The sequence below is a fragment of the Helicobacter sp. genome (assembly GCF_017502485.1).
Lineage (GTDB): Bacteria > Campylobacterota > Campylobacteria > Campylobacterales > Helicobacteraceae > Helicobacter_B.
In genome coordinates this window covers 1-21,321 of record NZ_JAFVUX010000047.1, presented here as the reverse complement: position 1 = coordinate 21,321, position 21,321 = coordinate 1, and the positions used below count along the sequence as shown (strand labels likewise).

The window sequence follows — 21,321 nt, the reverse complement described above, 5'->3', positions numbered from 1 at the left end:
TAGATAGCTATATCAATCTACGCCAATCTTCTAATGGCACAATCATTACGCAAATTAAGCGCAGTGGTGTAGCCAAGGATTTTGGCAAAGATTAGCAACGAAGCTGGTGCGAGATTGTGTTATGTAGGAGAGAGCTTATCGGGCGGGGGCAAGGGTAGCATGTAAATTTTGCACTTTGGTTTGGTGTTTTATTTCCCTAGTAGTGTAAAAAGTCCAATATTTGGACATATCCATGAATCGCAGATGTATGATATTGATTAATGCATATTTTGGCTGATTTGGCACACTTTTAGCAATCTTGCTTTATCGCGCAAACAGGATTCGTAGGGAGCTCAACTCTACTCAAACTCCTGAATATTCCCTAGCATATAGCAAGCAACATCATCTTTGCCATATTTGGTATAAAAATACTCCACAAGCTCTACTGCTCTATCATAGTCTATATATAAATCAAATCGCCCATACTGCTTGCGTCCGCTTACCTGTTCTCTCTGACTGATAAGCAAATCACGCAAGGCGTATTTATCGCAAGAGCTATAATAAAAGTCATTAAGCCTGTGCTCTAGCAGGGCATCGACAATGTGGTCTTTGAGCTTACTATCTGCATAAATTTGTAGCCAGCTACACATAGCTCCCCCTTTTCATTACACGATTCGTATGCGCTTAGCGATGATGCCAAACATCGCAGGTAAGAGTAGCAGTGTTAGAGAACTAGATGTTACAAGTCCGCCTAGCACGACTATGGCAAGGGGTCTTTGCACTTCACTTCCCACACCACTTGAAAGTAGCATAGGCACAAGCCCAAATGCCGCGATAAAGGCAGTCATAAGGATTGGGCGTAATCGTCTCTTTGCCCCCATTTCTACAGCTTCATCGACACTTTTACCTTGCTTGATGAGCTCTTTAAAATACCCTATCATTACCACGCCATTAAGCACGGCGATACCAAAGAGTGTGATAAAGCCAATGCTTGCAGGCACAGAGATATACTCCCCAGATAAAAAGAGTGAGATAAGTCCACCTGTAACGGCAAATGGGATATTTAGTAAAATAAGCAGTGCCAAAGGCACGCTTTTAAAAGTAAAATACAAGATGAAAAATATCACCACAATGCTGATTGGGATCACTACTGCAAAGCGCGCGTTTGCTCGTTGCTGATTCTCAAACTGCCCGCCAAAGGTGATGTAGTAGTTTGGTGGGAGTTTTACTTGTGCAGAAATTTTCCCTTTAACTTCATCGACAAAGCCACCTAAATCGCGATTTTCTATATTGCTACGCACGACACTCATTCTACGATTATTTTCGCGTACAATTGTTACAGGTCCATCGACTTCTTTGATTTCAGCAATGGAGCTAATTGGCACGACATAGCCACGCGATGAAAACATCTCTAAAGCTTCAAGCTTGGTAATATCTGTGGAAATTTCTGGATCTTGGCGGATAATCACAGGCACACGCCCAACACCCATAGGGATATAGGAGACAACAATACCTTCTAGTGAAGACTTCATAAATTTAGCAAATTCATCGACACTCACGCCTACATTGCTCATTATGTGCTTTTCCGGAGTTATATGGAGATAATTTACCCCCTCATTAAGCGTAGTGAAGACTTCGCTACTACCTCGCACGCTCTCTAGAATCTCTCGAATTTGCTTGCTAAGTTCATTAAGTGTAGTAATATCATCACCGAAGATTTTAATTGCTAAATCCCCCCGCACCCCTGTAAGCATCTCAGAAATCCGCATATCAATGGGCTGGGTAAAAATAAAGCTAATCCCCACGAATCTTTGCAATGATTGTGTAATTTTCTCAAGTACTTCTTGCTTGCTTTTTACTTGCCACTGATCTTTTGGGATAAAGGAGATAAACATATCGCTTTGATTGAGTCCATCAAGACTAAGTCCTAGTTCATCAGTCCCAGTACGTGCGACAATTTCTTTGACTTCTGGGACATTTTCTTTAATGGTTTTTTGGATACGCAGGAGCAAATCTCGCGATTGTGTAAGCGAGACTGATGGGGTCATCTCTACCATTAGTACAACATCGCCTTCATCAAGGGTTGGCATAAAGGACTTGCCAACAAATGGAAAAAGCGAGAGTGAGATGACTAAAAACGCAAAGGCAAAACTTATCACCATTTTTCTATGTGTTAGGCAAAAATTCAAAGTGGGCGTGTAGATTCTATAAAAAAAGCGTGTGATAAGCGTTTCTTTATGCTCCTTAGTCTTTAGCACAAGAGAGGCGACAACCGGGATCACCGTGATAGATAGCACAAGAGATCCTAAAAGCGCGAATACAATACTTTTAGCCAAAGGAGCAAACATCTTCCCTTCTAATCCTTCAAGCGTAAGAATTGGCACAAAAAACACGATGATAATGATAATTCCACTAACCACAGAGACAGAGATTTCTTTACATGCGCGATACATTGCGTGCAGCTTTGTTGTTGTGGTATTGGAGCTTAGTTTTTCAAAGGCATTTTCTACCATCACCACAGCAGAATCCACCAAAATCCCAATAGCAATAGCCAGTCCCCCTAGACTCATAAGATTAGCACTCATACCATTAAGACTCATACAGATAAATGCCACAGAGAGCGCACAAGGTAGAATCACGCTAACAGCAATCGCTGCACGCAAATCTCCTAAGAACAAAAAGAGTAGCACCACAATTAGTACAATAGCTTCAATAAGCACCTTTGTAACATTATCAACAGCTTTTCGCGTAAGATCAGATCGATCATAAAATACCTCTAGTCTAACATTCTCTGGAAGCAGTGGTTTTAGTTCATCAAATTTTTCATAGATTTTTTCTATTGTTTCTTTGGAGTTTGCGCCTTTTAGCGAAAGTACGATTGCTTGTGTTGTCTCGCCTACACCATTTTTAGTGGTGAAGCCTAGTCTAGTCATATAGCTTGTGCTAACTTCAGCAAAGTCCCCTATTTTCACAAAGCCTACATTTGTTTGTATTGCTAACTGGGCAATTTGCTCTGGGCTAAGTGCCGCATTTTGGATTTTGACTAGGAAATTCTCACCATCTCTATCCACACGCCCTGCACCATCATTTTTAAGGCTAGCTTCAAGCACGGATTCTAGCTGGGTGATGGTAACACCAAGTCGTGCCATATCATTAAAGTCTGGCACTACGACAAAGGCTTTAGCAAAGCCTCCAAGCGAACTGACATCAGCCACGCCTTTAATCTTTCTAATTTCTGGGCGGATAATGAAGTCTAAAAGTTGGCGTTTTTCAAGATTAGAAATATTGCCTTCAATGGTGAACATAAACATATCTGAAAGTGGAGTAACAATAGGCTGTAGGCGCACATCAACACCACTTGGTAAATCTGCTAGCACATTTGCCAAGCGTTCATTTGTCATTTGTCTTGCTAGATAAATATCTACATTATCATCAAAATCTAGCACAATATCGGCTATGGCGTATTTAGAAGTGGAGCGCAGGAGCTTTTGCCCGGGTAAGCCTTGGAGTTCAAGCTCTAGAGGGCGCACGACTCTATTTTCCACTTCTTCTGGTGCCATACCGGGGGCTTTGACCGCCACGCGCACTTGCGTTGATGAGACATCGGGAAAAGCATCAATAGCAATGCTTAAAAAGCTATATCCACCAAAAAGTAGCAATGCACAGGCACAAATCATCACAATGATGCGTTGCATTAAAGACCATTCAATAATTTTTGCTAGCATTACTGCATCCCACCAGCACCGATGTTGTTAATCAGCCCCTTAAGAGCGATGAGCGCACCAGATGCGATTTGTTCGTTGCCCTTAAAGCCCTTACCATCAATGACAAAAGATTTACTGCGCTTTTCAATGATTTGCACCACTTTTGGAAGATAGCCATTAGGGGTTTTGACAAAGATTAGATTATCTTTAGCATTTTTGATTACGGCATTTGATGGCACGATATAAGTGCCCTTAGGTTGTTTGCCCTCTATATATACATCTGCGATTTCACCCACACGAAACACGCCTTCTTTAAGATCAGCAATGGCGGTTATGGAGTTATTGTTTTTATCCACGACCACAGAGACAGAGCTAACATCACCGACATACTGTCCCTTTTCACTATACACCCTAGAGCCCGGTAGCACATAGTCAGAGACTGATAAGGGGATTTTAATCCGCGCCAAGAGATTGTTATTTTTAGAGATTCTTACATAAGGGGTAAAAGCTGGGATTTTCTCTCCGGTATTTTTAGGCGCGACAGATAGGATTCCGCTAGCACTTGCTACTACACGGAAGCCAAAGCTCCCTCTGGGTTTATCTGGATCAATCCCAAAGAGTTTGAAGGTATTTCGTAGCTGACTTAGCTTCAAATATAGCTCCCTGCTAGTTAGGTAGCTTTGCTGGTATTCTCTCTGGGAGATGACACCTGCTTGGAATAAGTCCTTATCTTTTTTGGCGATTTCTTCCGCTACGCGGTACTTGTTTTGCGTGTTTTCTAACTCGAAGAAGAGATTGTTGAGCTCATTGGAGCTAATCTCACAAATCTCGTTGCCCTGCTGTATTTGCTCACCTTCTCGCCTATAAATTGCCACTACCACTACATCAAAGGTGGAGCTTTGTGTCGTGGAGTCTTTGTTGTCAAAATCGATGAAAGCATTAAATGGCACACCACGTGTGATACTTGGGCTTTTTATGGGAATGTTTTTTATCCCAAGTCCTTGTACTTGGACAGCATTTAGGCGCACTTCTTTGTAGCCATAAAGCGTGTTCAATACGATGAGTAAGCCTAGCATATATCGCGTCATTGTGGTTCTCCTATCATCTTCCCTAAGGTTTCTTCAAGCAGTGATTGTATGTCTATATACTCCAGCTTAGCATCTGCTAGTGTGATAATGCTATCCATATAGGAGTTTTGGTAGGCTAGGTATTCAAAAAGGCTGATTTTCTGCGATTCATAAGCAATTTTGCCCATTTCTACTAAGTCTTTTTTGTTTTGGATATTTTCTTGCTGGAGTTCTATGAAGCTCTTTTTGGATTCTAGCTGGTCAAGGTAAGAATCTACGCTTACTAGTAAGTTGTTTTTAGTGATCTCGCTTTCACGCACACTGCCACTATGCAGGGCTAGCCATTTACGCTTTAAATGTGTATTTTTAGGTGTAACAGGAAGGGGGATAGAAAATCGTAGCTGTGCACCATTGCTAGACTCAGAATGTGCAATCCCACCACCCAGCTCAAAGGCTTCAAATCGATCGCGGTTTGCGAGCTTGGCGTTGGTTTGATAGTTTCTTGCTTGTAGGGCTAAAATATCCAAATATGGCGAAATCTCAAGCTGCTTATAGGCGGATTCTGGCTCGATATGTGTATAAGTAAAGTGTAGATCATCAACCACTACATCGTGCAAACTATCCAAAATCTCATCATCGACTTTGTCTTGATTGATGGTGTGTGCTTCTATAAGTCCTAGAATCTGGTGTAGCACGCGTTGAAGCTCTAAAAGCTGAGCTTGGGTCTGCATTTTTAAAAGTTTGGCATCAAGGTAGGAGTTATTAAAGCTAATATAGTCCTTTTTAGACATACTACCTGCATCAAGCTTTGCTTTAGCAATTTGTAATTGGTGGTAGAAGTTGCTCTCCCTTTGCATAGCGACATTGTATTTTTCTTTGGTGAGTGTGTAGGAGAGATAGAGTCGCTTTGCTGAAATATAAGCCAGCTCTTTGTGGAGCTTGTAGGTTTTATCATACTGCTCAACTTGCGTGCGTAGGCTTTTATGTAGCAGTGTTTGTACCCACGGGAGTTTAGGGCGCAACATCACAAGTGCGGTTACAGAGGTCTCATTTTTACCTAAAGCATTTTTGACAAAGTCGGTATCTATCTCTGTATAGGGCGATTCCCACGAGTTTGTCGCACGCTGGTTTTCTAACAAGCTTTGAAACTGCGCTTTATCGCGCACGAGATTGATGCTATTTTGCTCCACAGCTTCAAAAAATGCCTGCTTGCTAATAGGCTGGGCGTGCAAAAATCCGCATAGAGCTATGCCAAGAGCAATCATACCTATGCCATTTATGCCACTTGCAAACATTCCGCATCAACTCCTAAGAAAGCTAAAAAAGCTAGATTCTACAGATATTTTTTAATGATTATGTTAATCGCCTAAAATTTATAGCCTATCCATAGTTTGCTTACTAGAGTCTTAGAGTGACGCACTTCATCTAAATACACAAGCGTTAAATGCCACTTAATCTTAGGGCAATCTAGCTCTACCTCGCCTACTACTTGGTTGGAGTAATGTACATCAGGGGCGAAGAACATCGTTCTGCCAAGCCCGATAAATCCCCCTAACTCATAGGATTTACCCAGCATAATCCCACGATAATCAAGCTTAATATATCCTGTGCGACCACCTTCTCCATAAATGTAAGTGTTGTATTCAAGAGGGTTGTTATCAGCATAGATGGGGAGCAGGTTTGTGGCTTGATTTTTGTCATTGACTACTGCGCCAAGTGAGAGATGGAAGTAGCTTAAGCCAAGCAGTGCTTCAAGATGCACCACTCCGCCATTAAGCTTGCCAAAGCTTCCCCTTTGATAGCAGGAAAGTCCCACTTCTTCTGCGATTTTTGGATCAGTACAAAGGTTGGGGTCTTGTATCCCAGCGCTAACAAAGGTTTCGTGTGCTTTAACCCCTAAATCCCAGAATCCAAAGTCTTTGGTATAGTGTGCTGCAAGTCCGCTAGCGATATACAAATTAGCTAAATAGTTTGCATACACACGCACACCAAAATGCTCTTTTTGGTAATTTGCATCAGCGTAGAAATGTTTATTGATCGTATAGCCTTGATACTTTTCATACAGTTCTTTAATGTAGCCATAGCGTGTGTTTTCTGCTGGGTTAGCGTAAGTTTGTCGGTAGAAGCCTCCAAGTGCCAAGCGCACACCCTTTATGTTTCCATAAATCTCTGCACCCTCTAGGTAGTCTCCTATCCACTCATATTGCCCATTGTATCGCCCTATGCGAAAGCCCATATTCTTATGCTCATAGCCTATAAAAAGTGCGGGTAAATGCACATCATCGCTTGTGTAGAAGAGGTCCTTTGCTTCATCGTTGTTGATAAGCAAAGAGTAGATTCTGGGGTCTGTTTGCATATCATTGCGCGTGATAGGTTTAGCGGCAAAGTCTGCAAGCTTCCCAATGGCAGAAAACACCCCACCTATGTAGAATCCATAAAATCGATCGCTCTCTAGTGAGAGTTTTGCCCATAGCCCACTGTACCCAGTGGCAAAGGGTGCGCTAAAGAGTGTCGAGCTTAAATGCGCTACGGTGGTGAAAGATGCTAGGTCAATGTCTCTAATGCGCAAGAGAGAAGTGTTTGTCCTGCCATTCTTGCTACTTAGTCCAATATCTAGCGATTGATCAGCGACGAGAACTTTATGCGCACTGGATTCTAGGTTTATGGGCTCTTGTGTGCTAGCTAGGAGAACCCCACTTGTGATAGTCCATACCCATAGCAAACGCATAGCAATCCTAAATGGCTAATTCCTTTAAATCTCCTATGGTGCAAAACTCCGCATAAATCACATATAGGAGTAATTTGCGATTGTGTCGTAAGGCTAGATCCTCATCATTAACAAGCACTTTAGCAAAAAACTCTTCTAGCACATCTTGCAAATCAAAGAGTGCCGCAAGCCGATCACTTGAGTGCGTAAGATTGCCACTATGCTTGGCAGAATCTATCGCGCGCAGTTTTGTATAGAGTGCTTGTTCTGGTTGTGTTAGTAGTGAGATATTGATAGTTCCTAATAGTGCGTTTATATCGTTAGAATCTAGCTTTTGCGCACTTTGAGCTACTAAATCGCTTGGTTGCATATCTTTAGTAATATTTGCCACGCGCTTAAAGACTGCGATAAGCGCTTCTCTGTCATCGCGTGCTAGGAGAGACTCTAGGGCTTTGGCATTGCTAGCAATGGTGCATAAATTCGTGCTTAGCCCCCTTGAAGCGGAGCGGAAAATTTGCGCTGGTATGTCTAGGATAGATTCTAGTCGCTCAATGATAAAGTCCTGCAAGCGCGCTAGATTCTCTTGGCTAATGGCATAGCCACACTCTTTGGCTAAATCTGCTAGAATCTGCTTTACATCAAAGGCTAGATCCCACTCTAGTACGATTTTTACCACGCCATTTGCCGCACGCCGCAAAGCAAAGGGATCTTTTGAACCACTAGGAATTGTGCCTAGGCTAAATAGCCCAAGTAAGCTCTCAAGTTTCCCACTAAGGGCTACAATTGCGCTTATTTTGTTACTTGGTAGCACAGAGTCCTCCCCACTGGGCAGGTATTGCTCTTTAATGGCTTGTGCTAGATCTTGTGAAAAGCCCTGCGCTAGCGCGTAGTAATATCCCATAATCCCTTGTAGTTCTGGGAACTCCCCTACCATTTCACTGAGTAAATCCACCTTAGCATACGCGAGTGCCTGTGTGATTAGCCCGCTATCTTGTCCCCACAATCGCGCTAGATACGCACCTACGCGCTCTTCCCTACCTACTTTATCAAGCATAGAGCCTAGTCCTTGAATATAGGCGACTTGTGCCAAAGGAGCTTTATCAAGTGGGGTTGCTATGTCGTTGTTGTAGAAAAACTCCGCATCACTTAGGCGTGCTTTTAGCACGCGCTCATTGCCACTAATAATAGTGCTAAAATCATCGCAAAGCGCGTTTGCCACGACTATGAAGCCCTGATATAGCCGACCATCTTTATATACGCTAAAGTATTTTTGATGCTCTTTCATCGAAGTGGTGATCACTTCTTCTGGCAATGTCAAAAACCGCTCTTCAAAGCTCCCTAAAAGCGCGGTAGGATACTCTGTGATCGCTACAATTTGTTCTAGCAGTGCAGAATCTAGCTTGACTTGCACTTGGTGGGTGGATTCTATTACGCTAATTTGCGCTAGAATCCGCTCTTTTCTTTCATCTGCGCTAAGGATCACACCCCCATTTTTAAGCTTGTCTAAATACGCATCAAGTCCTGTGATTTTCACCCACGCTTCTTGTGCTAAAGCAGTATTATCAACATTGGATTCTAGTAGGTCGTGTGCTTTTGGTTTATAGGATCGGTGCAAAAGTGTCGCTGCTAGGGAGTTTTGCCCAAACATCTTAGAATCTGCTTCTGTGGTGATAGACTCTCCATCTAGCAATATCATAATATTGCGAATCGGGCGGATAAAGCTTTCTTCCACTTCCCCCCAGCGCATACTCTTGCCAAAGTGCAAGGAGCGTACAAATGTCGCTACTACTTCTGCTAACACCTGTTTAGACTCTAGTCCTGCTTGGAGCTTACGAACATAGAGAACTTGCTTGCCGTCCTTTTCCGCTACTTGTAGGAAGGATTTAGCTTTACTAAACAAACCTGCTTGGGTTTGCTCTTGCACCGCTTCGCTGGTTTTGTGTGATAAATGTGAGAGCGGTGAAAAATCACTGCAATCATTACCGCTAAGGCAACTTCCTTGCGATTTTTCTTGTAGCCCATATTTCTCATCGCAAAACAAGGGGTACTGCTTGGGCTGTGCCGATGTTTCTCTAGAAACCCTAGAATCCAAACAATCGCCACTAAAAGTCGAATCTACTCCTGCCTTCTTGCAAAATCCCAGTCCTGCTTTACTAAGTCCCTGTGCTCTATCACCATTAATGAAAGCTATCTCTAAAGGTGGTCCGTAGAACTCTTGTGTTTGTGCAGTAGTATGCGTAGGGAATGCACGACTATAAATAGTAATCCTGCGCGGTGTATAGTGTAGCTCACAAGGGGCTTGTATATGCACTTGCGCTAGAGCTTGCTGCCATTTTTGCTTAAGATTATGCCACTCTTTTAGGAAAGGGAGCGCGGGCAGCTCTTCTGTGAGAATCTCTACTAGCAGCTCTTGTGTCGCTTGTGAATCGCTAGATGGCATTAGTGTCCTTGTCTTTGGATATAATGCGCCATTGTAGCAAATCCAATATTAAAAGGCTTTTATGAGATTGTTATCCATAGCTACGGCTTTATGCTGTGTGTGGGCTTTAATGCAGGCAGCTCCTAGTGCGAAATTCCCCCAAGTAGAGTGTGCCAACCCAAATCGCTTCACCAAGGCACAAAGAGATCATATCATTTACGCTTATAACTTTGGCGCATCAAAAGGTATGGGCTATACGATGGCAGCAATCGCTTGGCAGGAATCTTGCGCAGGGGCATATATGATCAATTTCTCTGATCCTTCAGCGGGACTCTATCACGCGCATATCCCTGTGGTACTCAAATATTACTCTAACTACAATGACACACCCTTCACGCGTAATGTTATGGGGCAGCTACTCATCGATGATAGGCGGTTTGCTAGCCAAGTGGCGTTAGACTCTCTTATGTATTGGTATCGCTATCATAGGGGGAATTATAAAAATACCATCAAGTCTTACAACAAAGGCTTTAAGTGGCAAAAAGAGCGTGCGAGCAACAAGCTCGCAGAGTCCTATTACCTAAGCATTAGTAAAAAGGTGCGCGCACTAGAATCCTACATCCCCAAATACTCGCGTGTGAAAAACCAAAGCGTATTGATAGAAATCCACGATAAAAACAAATCCGCTACTACCATAAAGAGCCACATACAAAGCGCTACCCCTCCAGCTAAATCCACGCTCGTTACCCCTAAGCAGCCTGTCTCAAAGCCTACCAAAAATCCCAAGCCAAACCCCCAGACAAAAAGTCAAGTGCAAAAGCCTACACCTAGTACCACTCAAGTCTCTAAGAGTAGTAGACAAGATGACTTTGTTGATCTCCCGCTTGAAGGAGGCTCTAGCACACAAGGATTGGCGCCTAACTATGACGCTAACTTTGAAGATTTTACGCTCATTTTCGAGGGACATTAGTTTATCCAAGGAGATTTATGATGGTATATTTTGCATTTTCCTTAGCTGTTGTTGCTGGCACTAGTGCTTTGCTATTTTATATGCGACTTCTTAGCAAAACCCAAGAGCTTGAAAAAGCTTTGCAAGAATGCGCAAGACTTCTTACACATAGTAATAAGCTAGAATCTAGCTATACTGAGAGCTTGCAGGACATCGCCCGTCTAGAGACATTGCTACAAACTACAAAAGAGCGACTAGCCCAGCTTGAGATAGAGCAAAGCAAGCAAATACAGCAGCTTGTAGCCCAGTACCAAGAGCAGCTAAAGCACCAAGACTCCCTACATAAAACTAATTTAGCTACCCTAGAATCCACCCTAGAAAAGCATTTAGCCACTCAAAAAGCCGCCTTGCTTAATGAAAATAAGCTCGCACTTAGCAGGGATTCTAAAGCGATTTTAGATGAGGTTTTCACGCCTATAAAAACGCGCGTGGAAGAGTATCAAAAAGCCCTTTTACAAAACGAAGCCAAGCTCAAAGAAAACATAGACAACGCTTTTAAATACTCCCAAGAGATGAGTAAAAGTGCGCAAGAGTTAGGGCGGATTCTAAAGGGTGATAAAAAGTTACGCGGAAACTTTGGCGAACTCCAGCTAAAAAGCGTGCTCCAAAGTAGCGGGCTAATTGAGGGGGTGCAATACAAGCTCCAAGAGCAGCTACATACGCAAGGGAGACGATATATCCCTGATGCGGTTGTAAGCCTTGATGAAGAGAGAAATATCATAATTGATGCGAAATTCCCCCTGCCAAATACCACAACAAGTGATGATGAGATAGAGATAAATGCGCAAGAAATCGCCCAGAATCTAAGGGTGCGCATTGATGAGCTAGCGAGCAAGCCCTATAAGGATATAGAAAATTCCTATGATTTTGTGCTGCTTTTTATCCCTTATAACAATATCTTAGACCTAGCGATAAATGCAGATTCTAGCTTGTATCAATATGCCTACTCTAAGCAGATTTATCTCACCACCCCGCATACACTTTTTATGGCATTAAAGACGATTTCTATCACTTGGCAGCATATCCAAAGCGATCAAAATATCCGCCAAGCTTTTGAGGAGATTGGGAAGTTTTATGACAAATTTGCCGATGTGTGCAGTGATTTTGACAAGATTGTGCGGGGTTTGCAAAGCGCGCAAAGTGCGGCATCTGCTATGAATATAAAGCTGCGTGGCAAGGGTGGGCTAGAAGCTAGGTTTGATAAGCTAAAAGATCTTGGTGCAAAGACAAAAAAATCAATCCAAGCCCCAAAGCTCCTAAGTCAAGACACGCAAGAGAGCGAGCAAGAGTAGTGTGTGAAATGTGCTAGAATCTAAATCTATCGACGATGTAGAATCTAGCTCTTCTGTCGTTGCAAGAGTCAAGCCAAAGCCACCAACAAGGCAATCCAAACAAATGCACAAATGTAGAATCTACGATAATTTGTGTAGGGAGTATAGGTGTGAAAGAGATATGAAAGTGGTGGACGCGCAGAGGATCGAACTCTGGACCCACTGATTAAGAGTCAGTTGCTCTACCAGCTGAGCTACGCGTCCGCAGGGCGCGATTATAGCAGAAAATCTCAAAAATCGCACCAAAAGCCCGAGACTTTGCTCCTAGTGAATACGAAACATATAGTTCTAGGCTGATAGGCGGTAAGGGTTGCTATAGTTGTTGAAAAGGTGGGAGATATGCCAATCTTGCAAAAGCTTTGCTCCCACGCTCATAAGCGTGTAGTGCGGACAATATGGGTGGTTGCTTGTTTTATCATAGTAGCTTTTGGCTAGATTCTAGGATCACAGAGCTAGAATCTAGCGTGCGCACTTCTTTGGAGTTGAAAAAGCTTGGAGCAGAGTTAGGATCGATGTGAATTCTTAGCCCGTGCCACTCGCTTTAGATTCTAGCAACTTCGTGAAAACAACAACCCATCACTATTAAACAGGCATCGCAGAATCCAAAACGATAAAACATCCATACAGAGTAATAGCCAAAAAATAGCCCATAAAATAAGCAGGGGCTACGCTATTTTCTTTCGCACCCTAACTGCCTTTAGTTGAAGTCATACTTGTCCTTTATAGGGAGACTGAGTCTGTTGGTTTATCATCTAGTGCGTCTTTTGCGTGTGCGCGATAGGCGGTAGATTGTACTTGGTTTATCTTCATAAAGTCCTCTAGAATCTAGTGCGATAATATCAGCTACTCGCAGGGCAAATTCTAAAGAGAAAGATTCTTTTGTGCGGTTGGCAGAAGTGGAGTAAAGTCCCCCAAAATAGCTTAAAAACTCCCTGTGTAAAGGATCTTTAACAACGCGGAAAGATTTTTTATTAGACAGGATAATGCTTATCTTGTTTGCTTGGCGCACGAAGTGGTGGTGGATTCTAGGGATTCTGTGGGTTTGCTTGGCGCACTGCAAGCTAGCAAAGGTTGCTAGCACTGCTTGGTTGATTGGACGATGCTTGGCTAGATTGAGGGCGGTGGGTGATTGAGAGAGAAAGCCGACAGTAGTGTCAGTTTGGGCTAGGATTATGGGAGAGATTTGGGGCGATTTAGACTTGGGCGGGCAATTTGATGCGACTGAATCAATTTGTGGGCAGTCATTACCGCCTAGGTAACTCTCACCCCTAAATTGCCCCAAAGCCCGCAAAGCTCCACCACAATTCTTAGAATCTTGTGTGGAGTTGGCTAGATTCTGGGAGGTGCTAGAATCTATTTTGTTTTTATGGATTACCAAAGAAGCTGCAGCCTGCTCTTGCACCGCTTCGCTGGTTTTGGCTAAAAATGGCGACTGCTCACTCAAGGCTGAATTCTTTTTGATGAAGTGTGTGTTGATATAACTCTTTAGCGTGTGATCTTTATATAACACCACAAAGCTAGCATTTGGTGGGTAAAACTCTAGTAGCCCATATCGCTCTCGTAGCGTAGCGACACAATCTGCTAAATCGCTAGCTAAAGAAGTCTTGCAGAGCTCTTGGGGTATTGATATCATTTTGCTGGATTTCGCGGATAGATTCTGCGCCTACAAGGGCTGCGGCTATGGTGGTAAAGTATGGCACAGAGCTTTTAAGTACTTGACGGCGGATTTCTCTAGCATCATCTTTAGTTTGACTATCATCGCTGGTGTTAATCACTAGGGCAATTTCATTGTTCATTATCAAGTCTTGGATATTGGGGCGACCTTGCGAGATTTTTAGCACACAAGATGATGGGATTTGTGCTTGCTCTAGTATTTTGTGTGTGCCCTCAGTCGCACACACACTAAAGCCCAGCGTAATGAAGCTTTTAGCAATCTGTGTGGCATAGGACTTATCGCAATCTGCTAGGGATAAAAAGAGCTTGCCAGAGGTTGGGAGGGTGTTTTTACTAGCACTTTGCGCTTTGGCAAAGCTTATTCCAAAGCTTGTAGAAATCCCCATAACCTCGCCTGTGCTTTTCATCTCTGGTCCTAGTAGCAAGTCTGCGCCACTAAGCTTTTGGAATGGGAATACAGAGTCTTTGACCGCGATATGTGTGTAAGGTTTAGATTCTAGTGGAGTTTTTGAAAAATCTATGCGATTATGCTTGTCATAAAACTTTAGAGCTTCTTGTAAGTCGCCTTGCCACATCACACGCGTAGCGACTTTTGCCAGCGGTATCCCACTTGCTTTGCTCACAAATGGCACAGTGCGGCTCGCGCGCGGATTTACTTCAATGATATATAGGCTATCTTTGTGGATAGCGTATTGGATATTAATAAGCCCTACAATGCCAAGCTCTAGGGCGATTTTGCGCGTGCTTTGGCGGATTTCATCAAGCAAATTTTCCGCAATACTCACACTTGGTAGCACACTTGTAGAATCCCCAGAATGCACACCCGCTTCTTCAATATGCTGCATAATTCCACCGATATACACTTCCTTGCCATCGCTTATAGCATCGACATCAAGCTCGATAGCGTGGTCTAAAAATTTATCAATAAGCACAGGAGATTTCTCGCTCACTTTAACAGCCTCTTCCATATAGGTGCGTAGCTCATCAGTATCTTGTACGATTCGCATAGCGCGCCCTCCTAGCACATAACTAGGGCGCACAAGCACGGGATAGCCGATCTGGCTTGCCACGCTAAAAGCTTGCTCTTTGTCATAAGCTATACCATTTTCTGGCTGCTTTAAACCAAGTGTGCTAATAAAATGGGAGAATTTCTCTCTATCTTCTGCAATGTCGATGACTTTCGCACTTGTGCCAATGATCTTAGCGTGGATTTTGGTAAGAGAACTTGCGAGTTTTAGCGGTGTCTGCCCACCAAAATGCACGATAATGCCATTTGGATTTTCTCTCTCAATCACTGCGCGCACCCGCTCAAAGTCGATAGGCTCAAAGTAAAGCATATCGCTTGTGTCATAATCTGTACTAACGGTCTCTGGGTTGCAGTTATACATTATGCTCTCCACGCCTAAATCCGCTAGCGCGAAGCTTGCATGTACGCAGCAGTAGTCAAACTCGATGCCTTGACCGATGCGGTTAGGACCTCCGCCTATGATCATAACCTTAGCTGGCGCTGGCTTTTTACTGGTGGATTCGGCTTTACGCGATAAGTCGGCGGAATGCTCACCTAAGATTGAATCCCAAACACCCCCCATTAAAGTAAAGGTGGAGTAAAGATAAGGTGTCTTCGCTTCAAACTCCGCCGCACAAGTATCCACCTCTTCATACGCAGCGACTACGCCCATCTCTTTGCGCAAGTTATAAAGCTCACTCTCGCTTATCTCTAGTCGCTCCTTTTTCTCTAGCTCATAGCAAATCATCTTATCGCTAAAACCTTGCGATTTTAAGTGGCGTAGCTTCATGGGGTCATTTAGCACATCGCTAGCAATAGAGCTCTGCGCTACCACTAGTTCGCTAATTTGGTGAAGAAACCACCTATCAATATGGCATAGACTATGTACTTCTTCCACACTAAGCCCTAGGCGGAAGCAATCAGCCACATAGAGTATGCGCTCTGCATTGGGGCGGCGCATCTCTTTACGCGCTAGGCTTAGGTCATCTGTGAGAGAGTTTAGCCCATAGTATCCGCACTCAAGACTACATAATGCCTTTTGCAAGCTCTCCTTAAAGCTTCCGCCAATAGCCATAACTTCGCCGATAGACTTCATGCTCGTGCTAAGGGTAGAATCCGCCTTTGGAAACTTCTCAAAGGTAAAGCGCGGGATTTTGGTAACAATATAGTCAATGCTAGGTTCAAAGCTAGCAGGTGTGCCGGTAATGTCGTTTTGTATCTCATCTAGGCTAAAGCCTACCGCAAGCAAGGTAGCGATTTTGGCGATAGGGTAGCCTGTTGCCTTGCTAGCAAGCGCGGAACTACGCGATACACGCGGATTCATCTCAATCACTGTCATTCTGCCATTTTGTGGATTTATGGCAAACTGCACATTGCTCCCACCTGTATCTACGCCAATTTCTCGCAAGATTCTAAAACTCGCATCGCGCATTCTCTGATACTCTTTATCTGTAAGCGTGAGAGCTGGGGCGATAGTAATAGAATCTCCTGTATGCACGCCCATAGGGTCAAGATTTTCGATACTGCATACAATGATACAATTATCATTTCTATCTCTAATGACCTCCATTTCATACTCTTTCCAGCCTAGTAAGGACTCTTCGATCAAAATCTCACTAATTGGGCTTGCTTCTAGACCCGCCTTCGCTAATGTCTTAAACTCTTCGATATTATACGCCACTCCACTACCCCCACCTGCTAGCGTATAGCTCGCGCGGATAATGAGCGGGAAGCCAATCTCACTAGCAGCCTTTAGAGCTTCTTCTTGCGTGTAGGCGTAGTGGCTTTTAGGCAAGTCCATCCCTATCTTTAGCATCGCTTCTTTAAAGGCTTGGCGATCTTCCCCCTTTTTAATCGCTTCTGGCTTTGCCCCTAGGAATTGCACGCCTTCTAATGCTCCGTTCTCGTGTAGCTCCATAGCGATATTAAGCGCAGTTTGTCCGCCCATCGTAGGCAAAATTGCATCAACTTGCTCAAGCTTGATGATATTTTGCACGACTTCTTTGGTAATTGGCTCGATATAGGTGCTATCAGCAAGCTCTGGGTCTGTCATAATTGTGGCTGGGTTGGAGTTGATTAGCACGACTTTATAGCCTAGAGATTTGAGAGTTTTAGCCGCTTGCGTGCCGGAGTAGTCAAACTCGCATGCCTGTCCTATAACAATAGGTCCTGAGCCAATGAGCAAAATCGTCTTAATATCCGTGCGTTTAGGCATTGAAAGCTCCTATATGAAGTCTAACTCTTTGCGCTTGTAAGTAGAATCTAAGTGGGCAAAAAATTTAGCCATTATAGGCGAAATCTAATAAATCTTTACTAAAGCCTAAGCGTGCGCAATATGTAGAAGTGGTGTATAATACGCGCAAAATTTCGCACCACAAAGGCTCATTGATGAAGATTGCTATCAATGGATTTGGACGACTTGGGCGAGCAATCGCACGCGTAGCACTCGCAAGAGATGTAGAAATAGTAGGGATCAATGACATAGCAAATGGCGAGAATCTAGCCTACTTGTTTGAGAAAGATTCTATGCACGGCGCGCTAGGGCAAAGTGTGCGATTTAAGCAAGGTAATCCCTATAATACTCTTATTATCGAGCAAAAGTGTCAAGATCAAGCCTTGCAAGATTTATCCACCAAGCAAGCTCCAAAAGCCTCACGCGAAATCCCGCTATTTTCCTGTGCAAATCCGTTGGAGCTAGACTTTGGCACGCTAGGGGCAGAAGTAGTGGTAGAATCTAGCGGACTATTTCTGCGCTCTAGCGATGTCGCCCACCATCTTGATAAAGGCGTGAGGCGTGTGGTCATCTCTGCGCCAGCACTTGATGATACTGCTACCTTTGTGCTAGGGATTAATCACACTTCCTATGCGGGGCAGCAAATCATCTCCAATGCCTCTTGTACGACAAACTGCCTAGCTCCCATCGCTATGGTACTTGAGAGAGAGTTTGGGATCGATCGTGCAAGCCTTACGACAATTCACAGCTACACTAATGACCAAAGTCTCCTAGATGTTGCGCACCATAGTGATAAACGCCGATCGCGCGCCGCTGGGCTAAACATTATCCCCACTTCTACAGGTGCGGCAAAAACTCTCTATAAAGTCTTACCAAGCCTAAAGAATAAAATCCACGGGCATAGTGTGCGCGTGCCCGTAGCTGATGTCTCTATGGTAGATCTAAGCGCGTATTTATCGCAAAAGGTGGATTCTAGTGTGATCAATGAGCTTTTTGAAGCAGAATCTAAGGGCGCGTTAAAAGGGATTTTGGGTATAGATGCTAGCTATGGGGTGAGTAGTGATTTTATCAACGATACGCGTAGTGCGATTGTCGCGCAGGATTTGAGCTTTACACTAGGGAATATGTGCAAGGTTATGGCGTGGTATGATAATGAGTGGGGGTATGCGCATAGGATCATCGATATGGCGCACTATGTGCTTTAATAGTGGATTTGGCTTGTAGCGATAAATCGGCGATTGCTTCACGCGCGCTGCGGTTACATACGCCAAGTATGCGCCCTTGCACGCGCTTGCAAAGCCCCGATTTCTCATCTACAATCCTAGAATCCACTTGAAAATCTTGCTGCCCATAGCATTTTCATTTTACCAGCCCCACTGTAATGCTTAGAATCTTTTGCAGGGCGATAACAATTGCAAATCCTAGAATCCAGTGTGCACTTGTTTGGATTCTAGTCAAAGCGCGTAAGTGCTTAGATTCTAGCTCCTAGAATCTAAATCCAATCTAGCAAGATGTTTTTCGCATTTTTGCTAGCAATATGTGCGTGTAGATCGTGTAGCTTCTGCTCCCCATCGCTGAAATACCGCTCGTGTGTCTCGCACGCGATATACTTGATTTTCTCGTGCAAGCCTAGGTCTAAAAGCTTATGTATAATTTCAAACTCCGCGCCCCCTATATCGATTTTTACAAAGTAGATTCTAGGGACTTCTTGCAAAAGCTTTTGCAAATACTCGCATAGATCAATACTCTCCACCTTATGCACGATCTCACACTCCCAATCCCTGTTATCTCCATAGCCTGCAAGGTAGCTACCTTGTGAGATGAGTGAGTCAAGGTGTAGCTCCATATATCCATTTTGCGTGGAGAGTGCGGCGTTATGCAAGATGACATCAGTGCAGTTGGCGTATTTAGATTCTAGGAGTTTAAAAAGGAAAGGATTAGGCTCAAAGCTATGAACAACCCCACCACATTGCAGGATAATATCGCTAACGAGCCCAGCGTGCGCACCACAATCGACACAGATAGGCTTGTGGCTAGCTAGATTCTGCCCCCCCCCTTAAGGAGTTTTTATCAGTGTGTAAAAGCATATTGTAGAAAATCCCGTAGTGTGCTTGCGGAATGTGGGCGTTAAAGAGGCGTAGCTGTAAGCCACCAAGCCCACTTGGGTCACTTAGGGCTGTTTGCAAGTATGGGAGTCTATGGAGCTGGCTTAGAAGATGACGAAGTGTCATTAGTTTGCGCTTTAGAATGTGTAGCATTATGTGTCCTTGTGGTGTGGAATGTGCGTAATTGTATCGCTACAAGCTTGCATAGAGATTAAGTGCTGCTTCTATCGCCTTGTCCATATCGTAGTATTGATAAGCTCCCAAGCGTCCAATGAAAAAGACATTCTTAAGCTTTTTTGCTTCCTTGGCGTAGGCTTCGTAGGTTTGCTTTGCTGTGGTTGTTGGCATTGGGTAGTATCGCTCATCGCCTAGCTGCCACTTTTTTGGATATTCGTAGGTGATGATGGTGTGTGGTGATTTGGTATCTAGAAAGTATTTATGCTCGATAATGCGCGTGAAGTCGTAGTTGTTTGGGTAGTTGATCACAGAGTTTATACCAAAGTGCTTTCTCTCTAGGCGCAGTGTCTTTAGCTCTAGGCTACGGTAGGGCAACTCGCCAAATTTATAGCCAAAATACTCATCAATCGCTCCACTATAAAACACCCTATCAAACGCGCTTATATCTATCCCACTAGATTCTAGTGCGGTGAAATCCACGCCAAGCCGCAAGCTTATGCGCTTGCTTGTAATCATCTTGGCAAACATCGCACTATATCCTTCAATGGGTATGCCTTGATATGGGTCGCTTGGGAAGTAGCGATCATCTTTGGCAATGAGAATTGGCACGCGCTCAAACACGCTAGGATCTAGATCTTCAGGACTACATTGCCACTGCTTCAAAGTATAGTGATAGAAGATATTTTCATAGATAAACTCCGCGATTTGTGCTAGCTCTTTATGCTGCTTTAGCTCTAAAATACTCACCTTAGCCCCAAAGCCAAAGGCGCGCAGAAGCTTAGATTCTAGCTCCTGGGCTAGTGCGCTGGGGAATATGGCATAAAGCGCATTTAGGTTGAAAGGGATTGGCACTAGCTGTCCAGAGACAAGCCCAAAGACTTTGTGCATATAGGGATAGAAGAGAGAAAAGCGCGTGATATACTCCCACACTTTAGGGCTTTTGGTGTGGAATATATGTGCCCCATAGCGATGCACTAAGATACCATCGCAGTTTTCATCAGCACAATTCCCTCCGATATGATCGCGCCTATCGATTAGTAGGACTTCTTGCCCTTTGTCATTTGCTAGTCGCTCTGCTAGCACAAGTCCGCTAAGTCCCGCCCCTACGATCAGATTTCTCACACTTGCTCCTTTGGGATTTTATGTAGCCTTAGATTTATGCACACGCACACCAAAGGCATAAATGCGCTTTATTTCTCCTGTAACTTGCGCACCAAAGAGTGGCTTGGGCTCTTTTAGCTCGAAGTGGTTTTTATAAATTGGCATAATCCCCGCGCTAAAGCTCTTATAACGCACAAAGATATTTAGCAGTCGCTCACTTATAAAGCCATAAATGCGACTTTGGTAGGCATTATATCCGCTTAGATCGATTCTAGCTTGTGCTTCTAGTAGCACTCCAAAGAGAAATTCGCAGTATTCTTGGTAGAGATTTTTGCACATTATAAACATATTACACCAGCTTAGCTGCACCCCGGGTGTGAAGAGAACATCCTCCATAGATTCTACTAAATGCGGAAATTTTGTGCGGATAATGTCTATGACAATGTCTAAATCCTTTTTGCGATGATCGCGCGCGTAAATATCGTATTGACTCATAGCACGCGAGACTTCAAAGCCGTGTGGGACGATCATAGGGCTAGCTAGGATTATGGGAGACTTTTCTAGCTGTTTAAGTATGCTCACGCGATCAAGCTTGAAAGTTTTAGCGATTTTTTTAGGAGCGATAGATTTGCGATTGACATCAAAGCGTTTTTTGCCCTTGACTTTACCGCTTAAATCCAGCACCCTGCGGTAGTGGAAGAGCCCATAATAGCTAGAATCCACATTTTTCCACGCCCAATACATTGCAGTAAGCTCACAGAAGTGGGGATTGAGATGAGAGATGTTCTCCCCACTATCATCTCTTAACA

The 21,321-nt window shown here is 43.8% G+C and carries 17 protein-coding genes and 1 tRNA gene; 4 read left to right on the top strand and 14 right to left on the bottom strand.

Translation table 11 applies throughout. The annotated features are described in order from the left end of the window. Nucleotides 1-338: 338 nt before the first annotated feature. From IKB69_RS09095 to glyS, 6 genes are all read right to left on the bottom strand, one after another. The gene (locus tag IKB69_RS09095) at nucleotides 339-629 is read right to left on the bottom strand and encodes a DUF3240 family protein (protein WP_290948565.1); all 291 of its coding nucleotides are present in this window, start codon (nucleotides 627-629) and stop codon (nucleotides 339-341) included. A 15-nt stretch (nucleotides 630-644) separates the two neighbouring features. Further along, the gene (locus IKB69_RS09090; protein WP_290948563.1) at nucleotides 645-3,704 is read right to left on the bottom strand and encodes an efflux RND transporter permease subunit; all 3,060 of its coding nucleotides are present in this window, start codon (nucleotides 3,702-3,704) and stop codon (nucleotides 645-647) included. Further along, nucleotides 3,704-4,771 carry a sodium:proton antiporter gene (locus IKB69_RS09085; RefSeq protein ID WP_290948561.1) on the bottom strand — a complete coding sequence of 356 codons (1,068 nt, stop codon included), beginning with the start codon at nucleotides 4,769-4,771 and terminating at the stop codon, nucleotides 3,704-3,706. The genes IKB69_RS09090 and IKB69_RS09085 overlap by 1 nt, the downstream gene beginning before the upstream one ends. Then, nucleotides 4,768-6,045 (bottom strand): TolC family protein, encoded by a 1,278-nt coding sequence (locus IKB69_RS09080; RefSeq protein ID WP_290948559.1) that lies wholly within the window; start codon nucleotides 6,043-6,045, stop codon nucleotides 4,768-4,770. Before IKB69_RS09080 ends, IKB69_RS09085 begins: the two co-directional genes overlap by 4 nt. A 71-nt stretch (nucleotides 6,046-6,116) precedes the next feature. Further along, nucleotides 6,117-7,478 carry an outer membrane family protein gene (locus IKB69_RS09075; RefSeq protein ID WP_290948557.1) on the bottom strand — a complete coding sequence of 454 codons (1,362 nt, stop codon included), beginning with the start codon at nucleotides 7,476-7,478 and terminating at the stop codon, nucleotides 6,117-6,119. A gap of 7 nt (nucleotides 7,479-7,485) precedes the next feature. Beyond that, a complete protein-coding gene (gene glyS / locus IKB69_RS09070; RefSeq protein ID WP_290948555.1) occupies nucleotides 7,486-9,897 on the bottom strand; it encodes a glycine--tRNA ligase subunit beta in 2,412 nt (803 codons plus the stop codon). A gap of 61 nt (nucleotides 9,898-9,958) precedes the next feature. On the opposite strand from glyS, the gene IKB69_RS09065 reads away from it, so the two are divergent. Both IKB69_RS09065 and rmuC read left to right on the top strand, forming a co-directional pair. Next, nucleotides 9,959-10,846: a hypothetical protein gene (locus tag IKB69_RS09065; protein WP_290948553.1), complete on the top strand. Its 888-nt coding sequence runs from the start codon at nucleotides 9,959-9,961 to the stop codon at nucleotides 10,844-10,846. A gap of 17 nt (nucleotides 10,847-10,863) precedes the next feature. After that, nucleotides 10,864-12,177 carry a DNA recombination protein RmuC gene (gene rmuC, locus IKB69_RS09060; protein ID WP_290948551.1) on the top strand — a complete coding sequence of 438 codons (1,314 nt, stop codon included), beginning with the start codon at nucleotides 10,864-10,866 and terminating at the stop codon, nucleotides 12,175-12,177. A gap of 167 nt (nucleotides 12,178-12,344) precedes the next feature. Here rmuC and IKB69_RS09055 read toward each other — a convergent pair. Continuing rightward, nucleotides 12,345-12,420 (bottom strand) — tRNA-Lys (locus IKB69_RS09055). Between the two features lie 191 nt (nucleotides 12,421-12,611). Here IKB69_RS09055 and IKB69_RS09050 point away from each other — a divergent pair. Beyond that, the gene (locus IKB69_RS09050; protein WP_290948549.1) at nucleotides 12,612-12,734 is read left to right on the top strand and encodes a hypothetical protein; all 123 of its coding nucleotides are present in this window, start codon (nucleotides 12,612-12,614) and stop codon (nucleotides 12,732-12,734) included. Nucleotides 12,735-12,964: 230 nt separating this feature from the next. Here the strand turns inward: IKB69_RS09050 and IKB69_RS09045 are convergent, their stop codons facing one another. Both IKB69_RS09045 and carB read right to left on the bottom strand, forming a co-directional pair. After that, on the bottom strand, nucleotides 12,965-13,849 hold the full coding sequence (locus IKB69_RS09045) for a hypothetical protein (protein ID WP_290948547.1): 885 nt from the start codon (nucleotides 13,847-13,849) through the stop codon (nucleotides 12,965-12,967). Beyond that, on the bottom strand, nucleotides 13,806-17,111 hold the full coding sequence (carB, locus tag IKB69_RS09040) for a carbamoyl-phosphate synthase large subunit (RefSeq protein WP_290948545.1): 3,306 nt from the start codon (nucleotides 17,109-17,111) through the stop codon (nucleotides 13,806-13,808). The genes IKB69_RS09045 and carB overlap by 44 nt, the downstream gene beginning before the upstream one ends. 173 nt (nucleotides 17,112-17,284) lie before the next feature. Here carB and IKB69_RS09035 point away from each other — a divergent pair, with 173 nt between their 5' ends. Then, the gene (locus tag IKB69_RS09035) at nucleotides 17,285-18,334 is read left to right on the top strand and encodes a glyceraldehyde 3-phosphate dehydrogenase NAD-binding domain-containing protein (protein WP_290948543.1); all 1,050 of its coding nucleotides are present in this window, start codon (nucleotides 17,285-17,287) and stop codon (nucleotides 18,332-18,334) included. Here the strand turns inward: IKB69_RS09035 and IKB69_RS09030 are convergent. The 5 genes from IKB69_RS09030 to IKB69_RS09010 form a co-directional block, all read right to left on the bottom strand. Then, complete coding sequence (locus tag IKB69_RS09030) at nucleotides 18,306-18,461, bottom strand: hypothetical protein (protein WP_290948541.1); 156 nt, start codon at nucleotides 18,459-18,461, stop codon at nucleotides 18,306-18,308. The genes IKB69_RS09035 and IKB69_RS09030 overlap by 29 nt on opposite strands. Nucleotides 18,462-18,621: 160 nt before the next feature. After that, nucleotides 18,622-19,104, bottom strand: a complete 483-nt coding sequence (locus IKB69_RS09025) for an FkbM family methyltransferase (protein ID WP_290948577.1) — start codon at nucleotides 19,102-19,104, stop codon at nucleotides 18,622-18,624. Between the two features lie 58 nt (nucleotides 19,105-19,162). Then, nucleotides 19,163-19,387, bottom strand: a complete 225-nt coding sequence (locus IKB69_RS09020) for a hypothetical protein (protein WP_290948539.1) — start codon at nucleotides 19,385-19,387, stop codon at nucleotides 19,163-19,165. Nucleotides 19,388-19,426: 39 nt separating this feature from the next. Next, on the bottom strand, nucleotides 19,427-20,533 hold the full coding sequence (gene glf / locus IKB69_RS09015) for a UDP-galactopyranose mutase (RefSeq protein ID WP_290948537.1): 1,107 nt from the start codon (nucleotides 20,531-20,533) through the stop codon (nucleotides 19,427-19,429). An 18-nt stretch (nucleotides 20,534-20,551) separates the two neighbouring features. Then, on the bottom strand, nucleotides 20,552-21,321 hold a 770-nt coding region (locus IKB69_RS09010; protein WP_290948535.1), incomplete at its 5' end, for a DUF4422 domain-containing protein.

Coding starts and splice junctions, on each gene's coding strand:
- IKB69_RS09095 (WP_290948565.1), bottom strand. CDS start 629: ATGTGTAGCTGGCTACAAATTTATGCAGATAGTAAGCTCAAAGACCAC.
- IKB69_RS09090 (WP_290948563.1), bottom strand. CDS start 3,704: ATGCTAGCAAAAATTATTGAATGGTCTTTAATGCAACGCATCATTGTG.
- IKB69_RS09085 (WP_290948561.1), bottom strand. CDS start 4,771: ATGACGCGATATATGCTAGGCTTACTCATCGTATTGAACACGCTTTAT.
- IKB69_RS09080 (WP_290948559.1), bottom strand. CDS start 6,045: ATGTTTGCAAGTGGCATAAATGGCATAGGTATGATTGCTCTTGGCATA.
- IKB69_RS09075 (WP_290948557.1), bottom strand. CDS start 7,478: ATGCGTTTGCTATGGGTATGGACTATCACAAGTGGGGTTCTCCTAGCT.
- glyS (WP_290948555.1), bottom strand. CDS start 9,897: ATGCCATCTAGCGATTCACAAGCGACACAAGAGCTGCTAGTAGAGATT.
- IKB69_RS09065 (WP_290948553.1), top strand. CDS start 9,959: ATGAGATTGTTATCCATAGCTACGGCTTTATGCTGTGTGTGGGCTTTA.
- rmuC (WP_290948551.1), top strand. CDS start 10,864: ATGATGGTATATTTTGCATTTTCCTTAGCTGTTGTTGCTGGCACTAGT.
- IKB69_RS09050 (WP_290948549.1), top strand. CDS start 12,612: ATGGGTGGTTGCTTGTTTTATCATAGTAGCTTTTGGCTAGATTCTAGG.
- IKB69_RS09045 (WP_290948547.1), bottom strand. CDS start 13,849: ATGATATCAATACCCCAAGAGCTCTGCAAGACTTCTTTAGCTAGCGAT.
- carB (WP_290948545.1), bottom strand. CDS start 17,111: ATGCCTAAACGCACGGATATTAAGACGATTTTGCTCATTGGCTCAGGA.
- IKB69_RS09035 (WP_290948543.1), top strand. CDS start 17,285: ATGAAGATTGCTATCAATGGATTTGGACGACTTGGGCGAGCAATCGCA.
- IKB69_RS09020 (WP_290948539.1), bottom strand. CDS start 19,387: ATGCTACACATTCTAAAGCGCAAACTAATGACACTTCGTCATCTTCTA.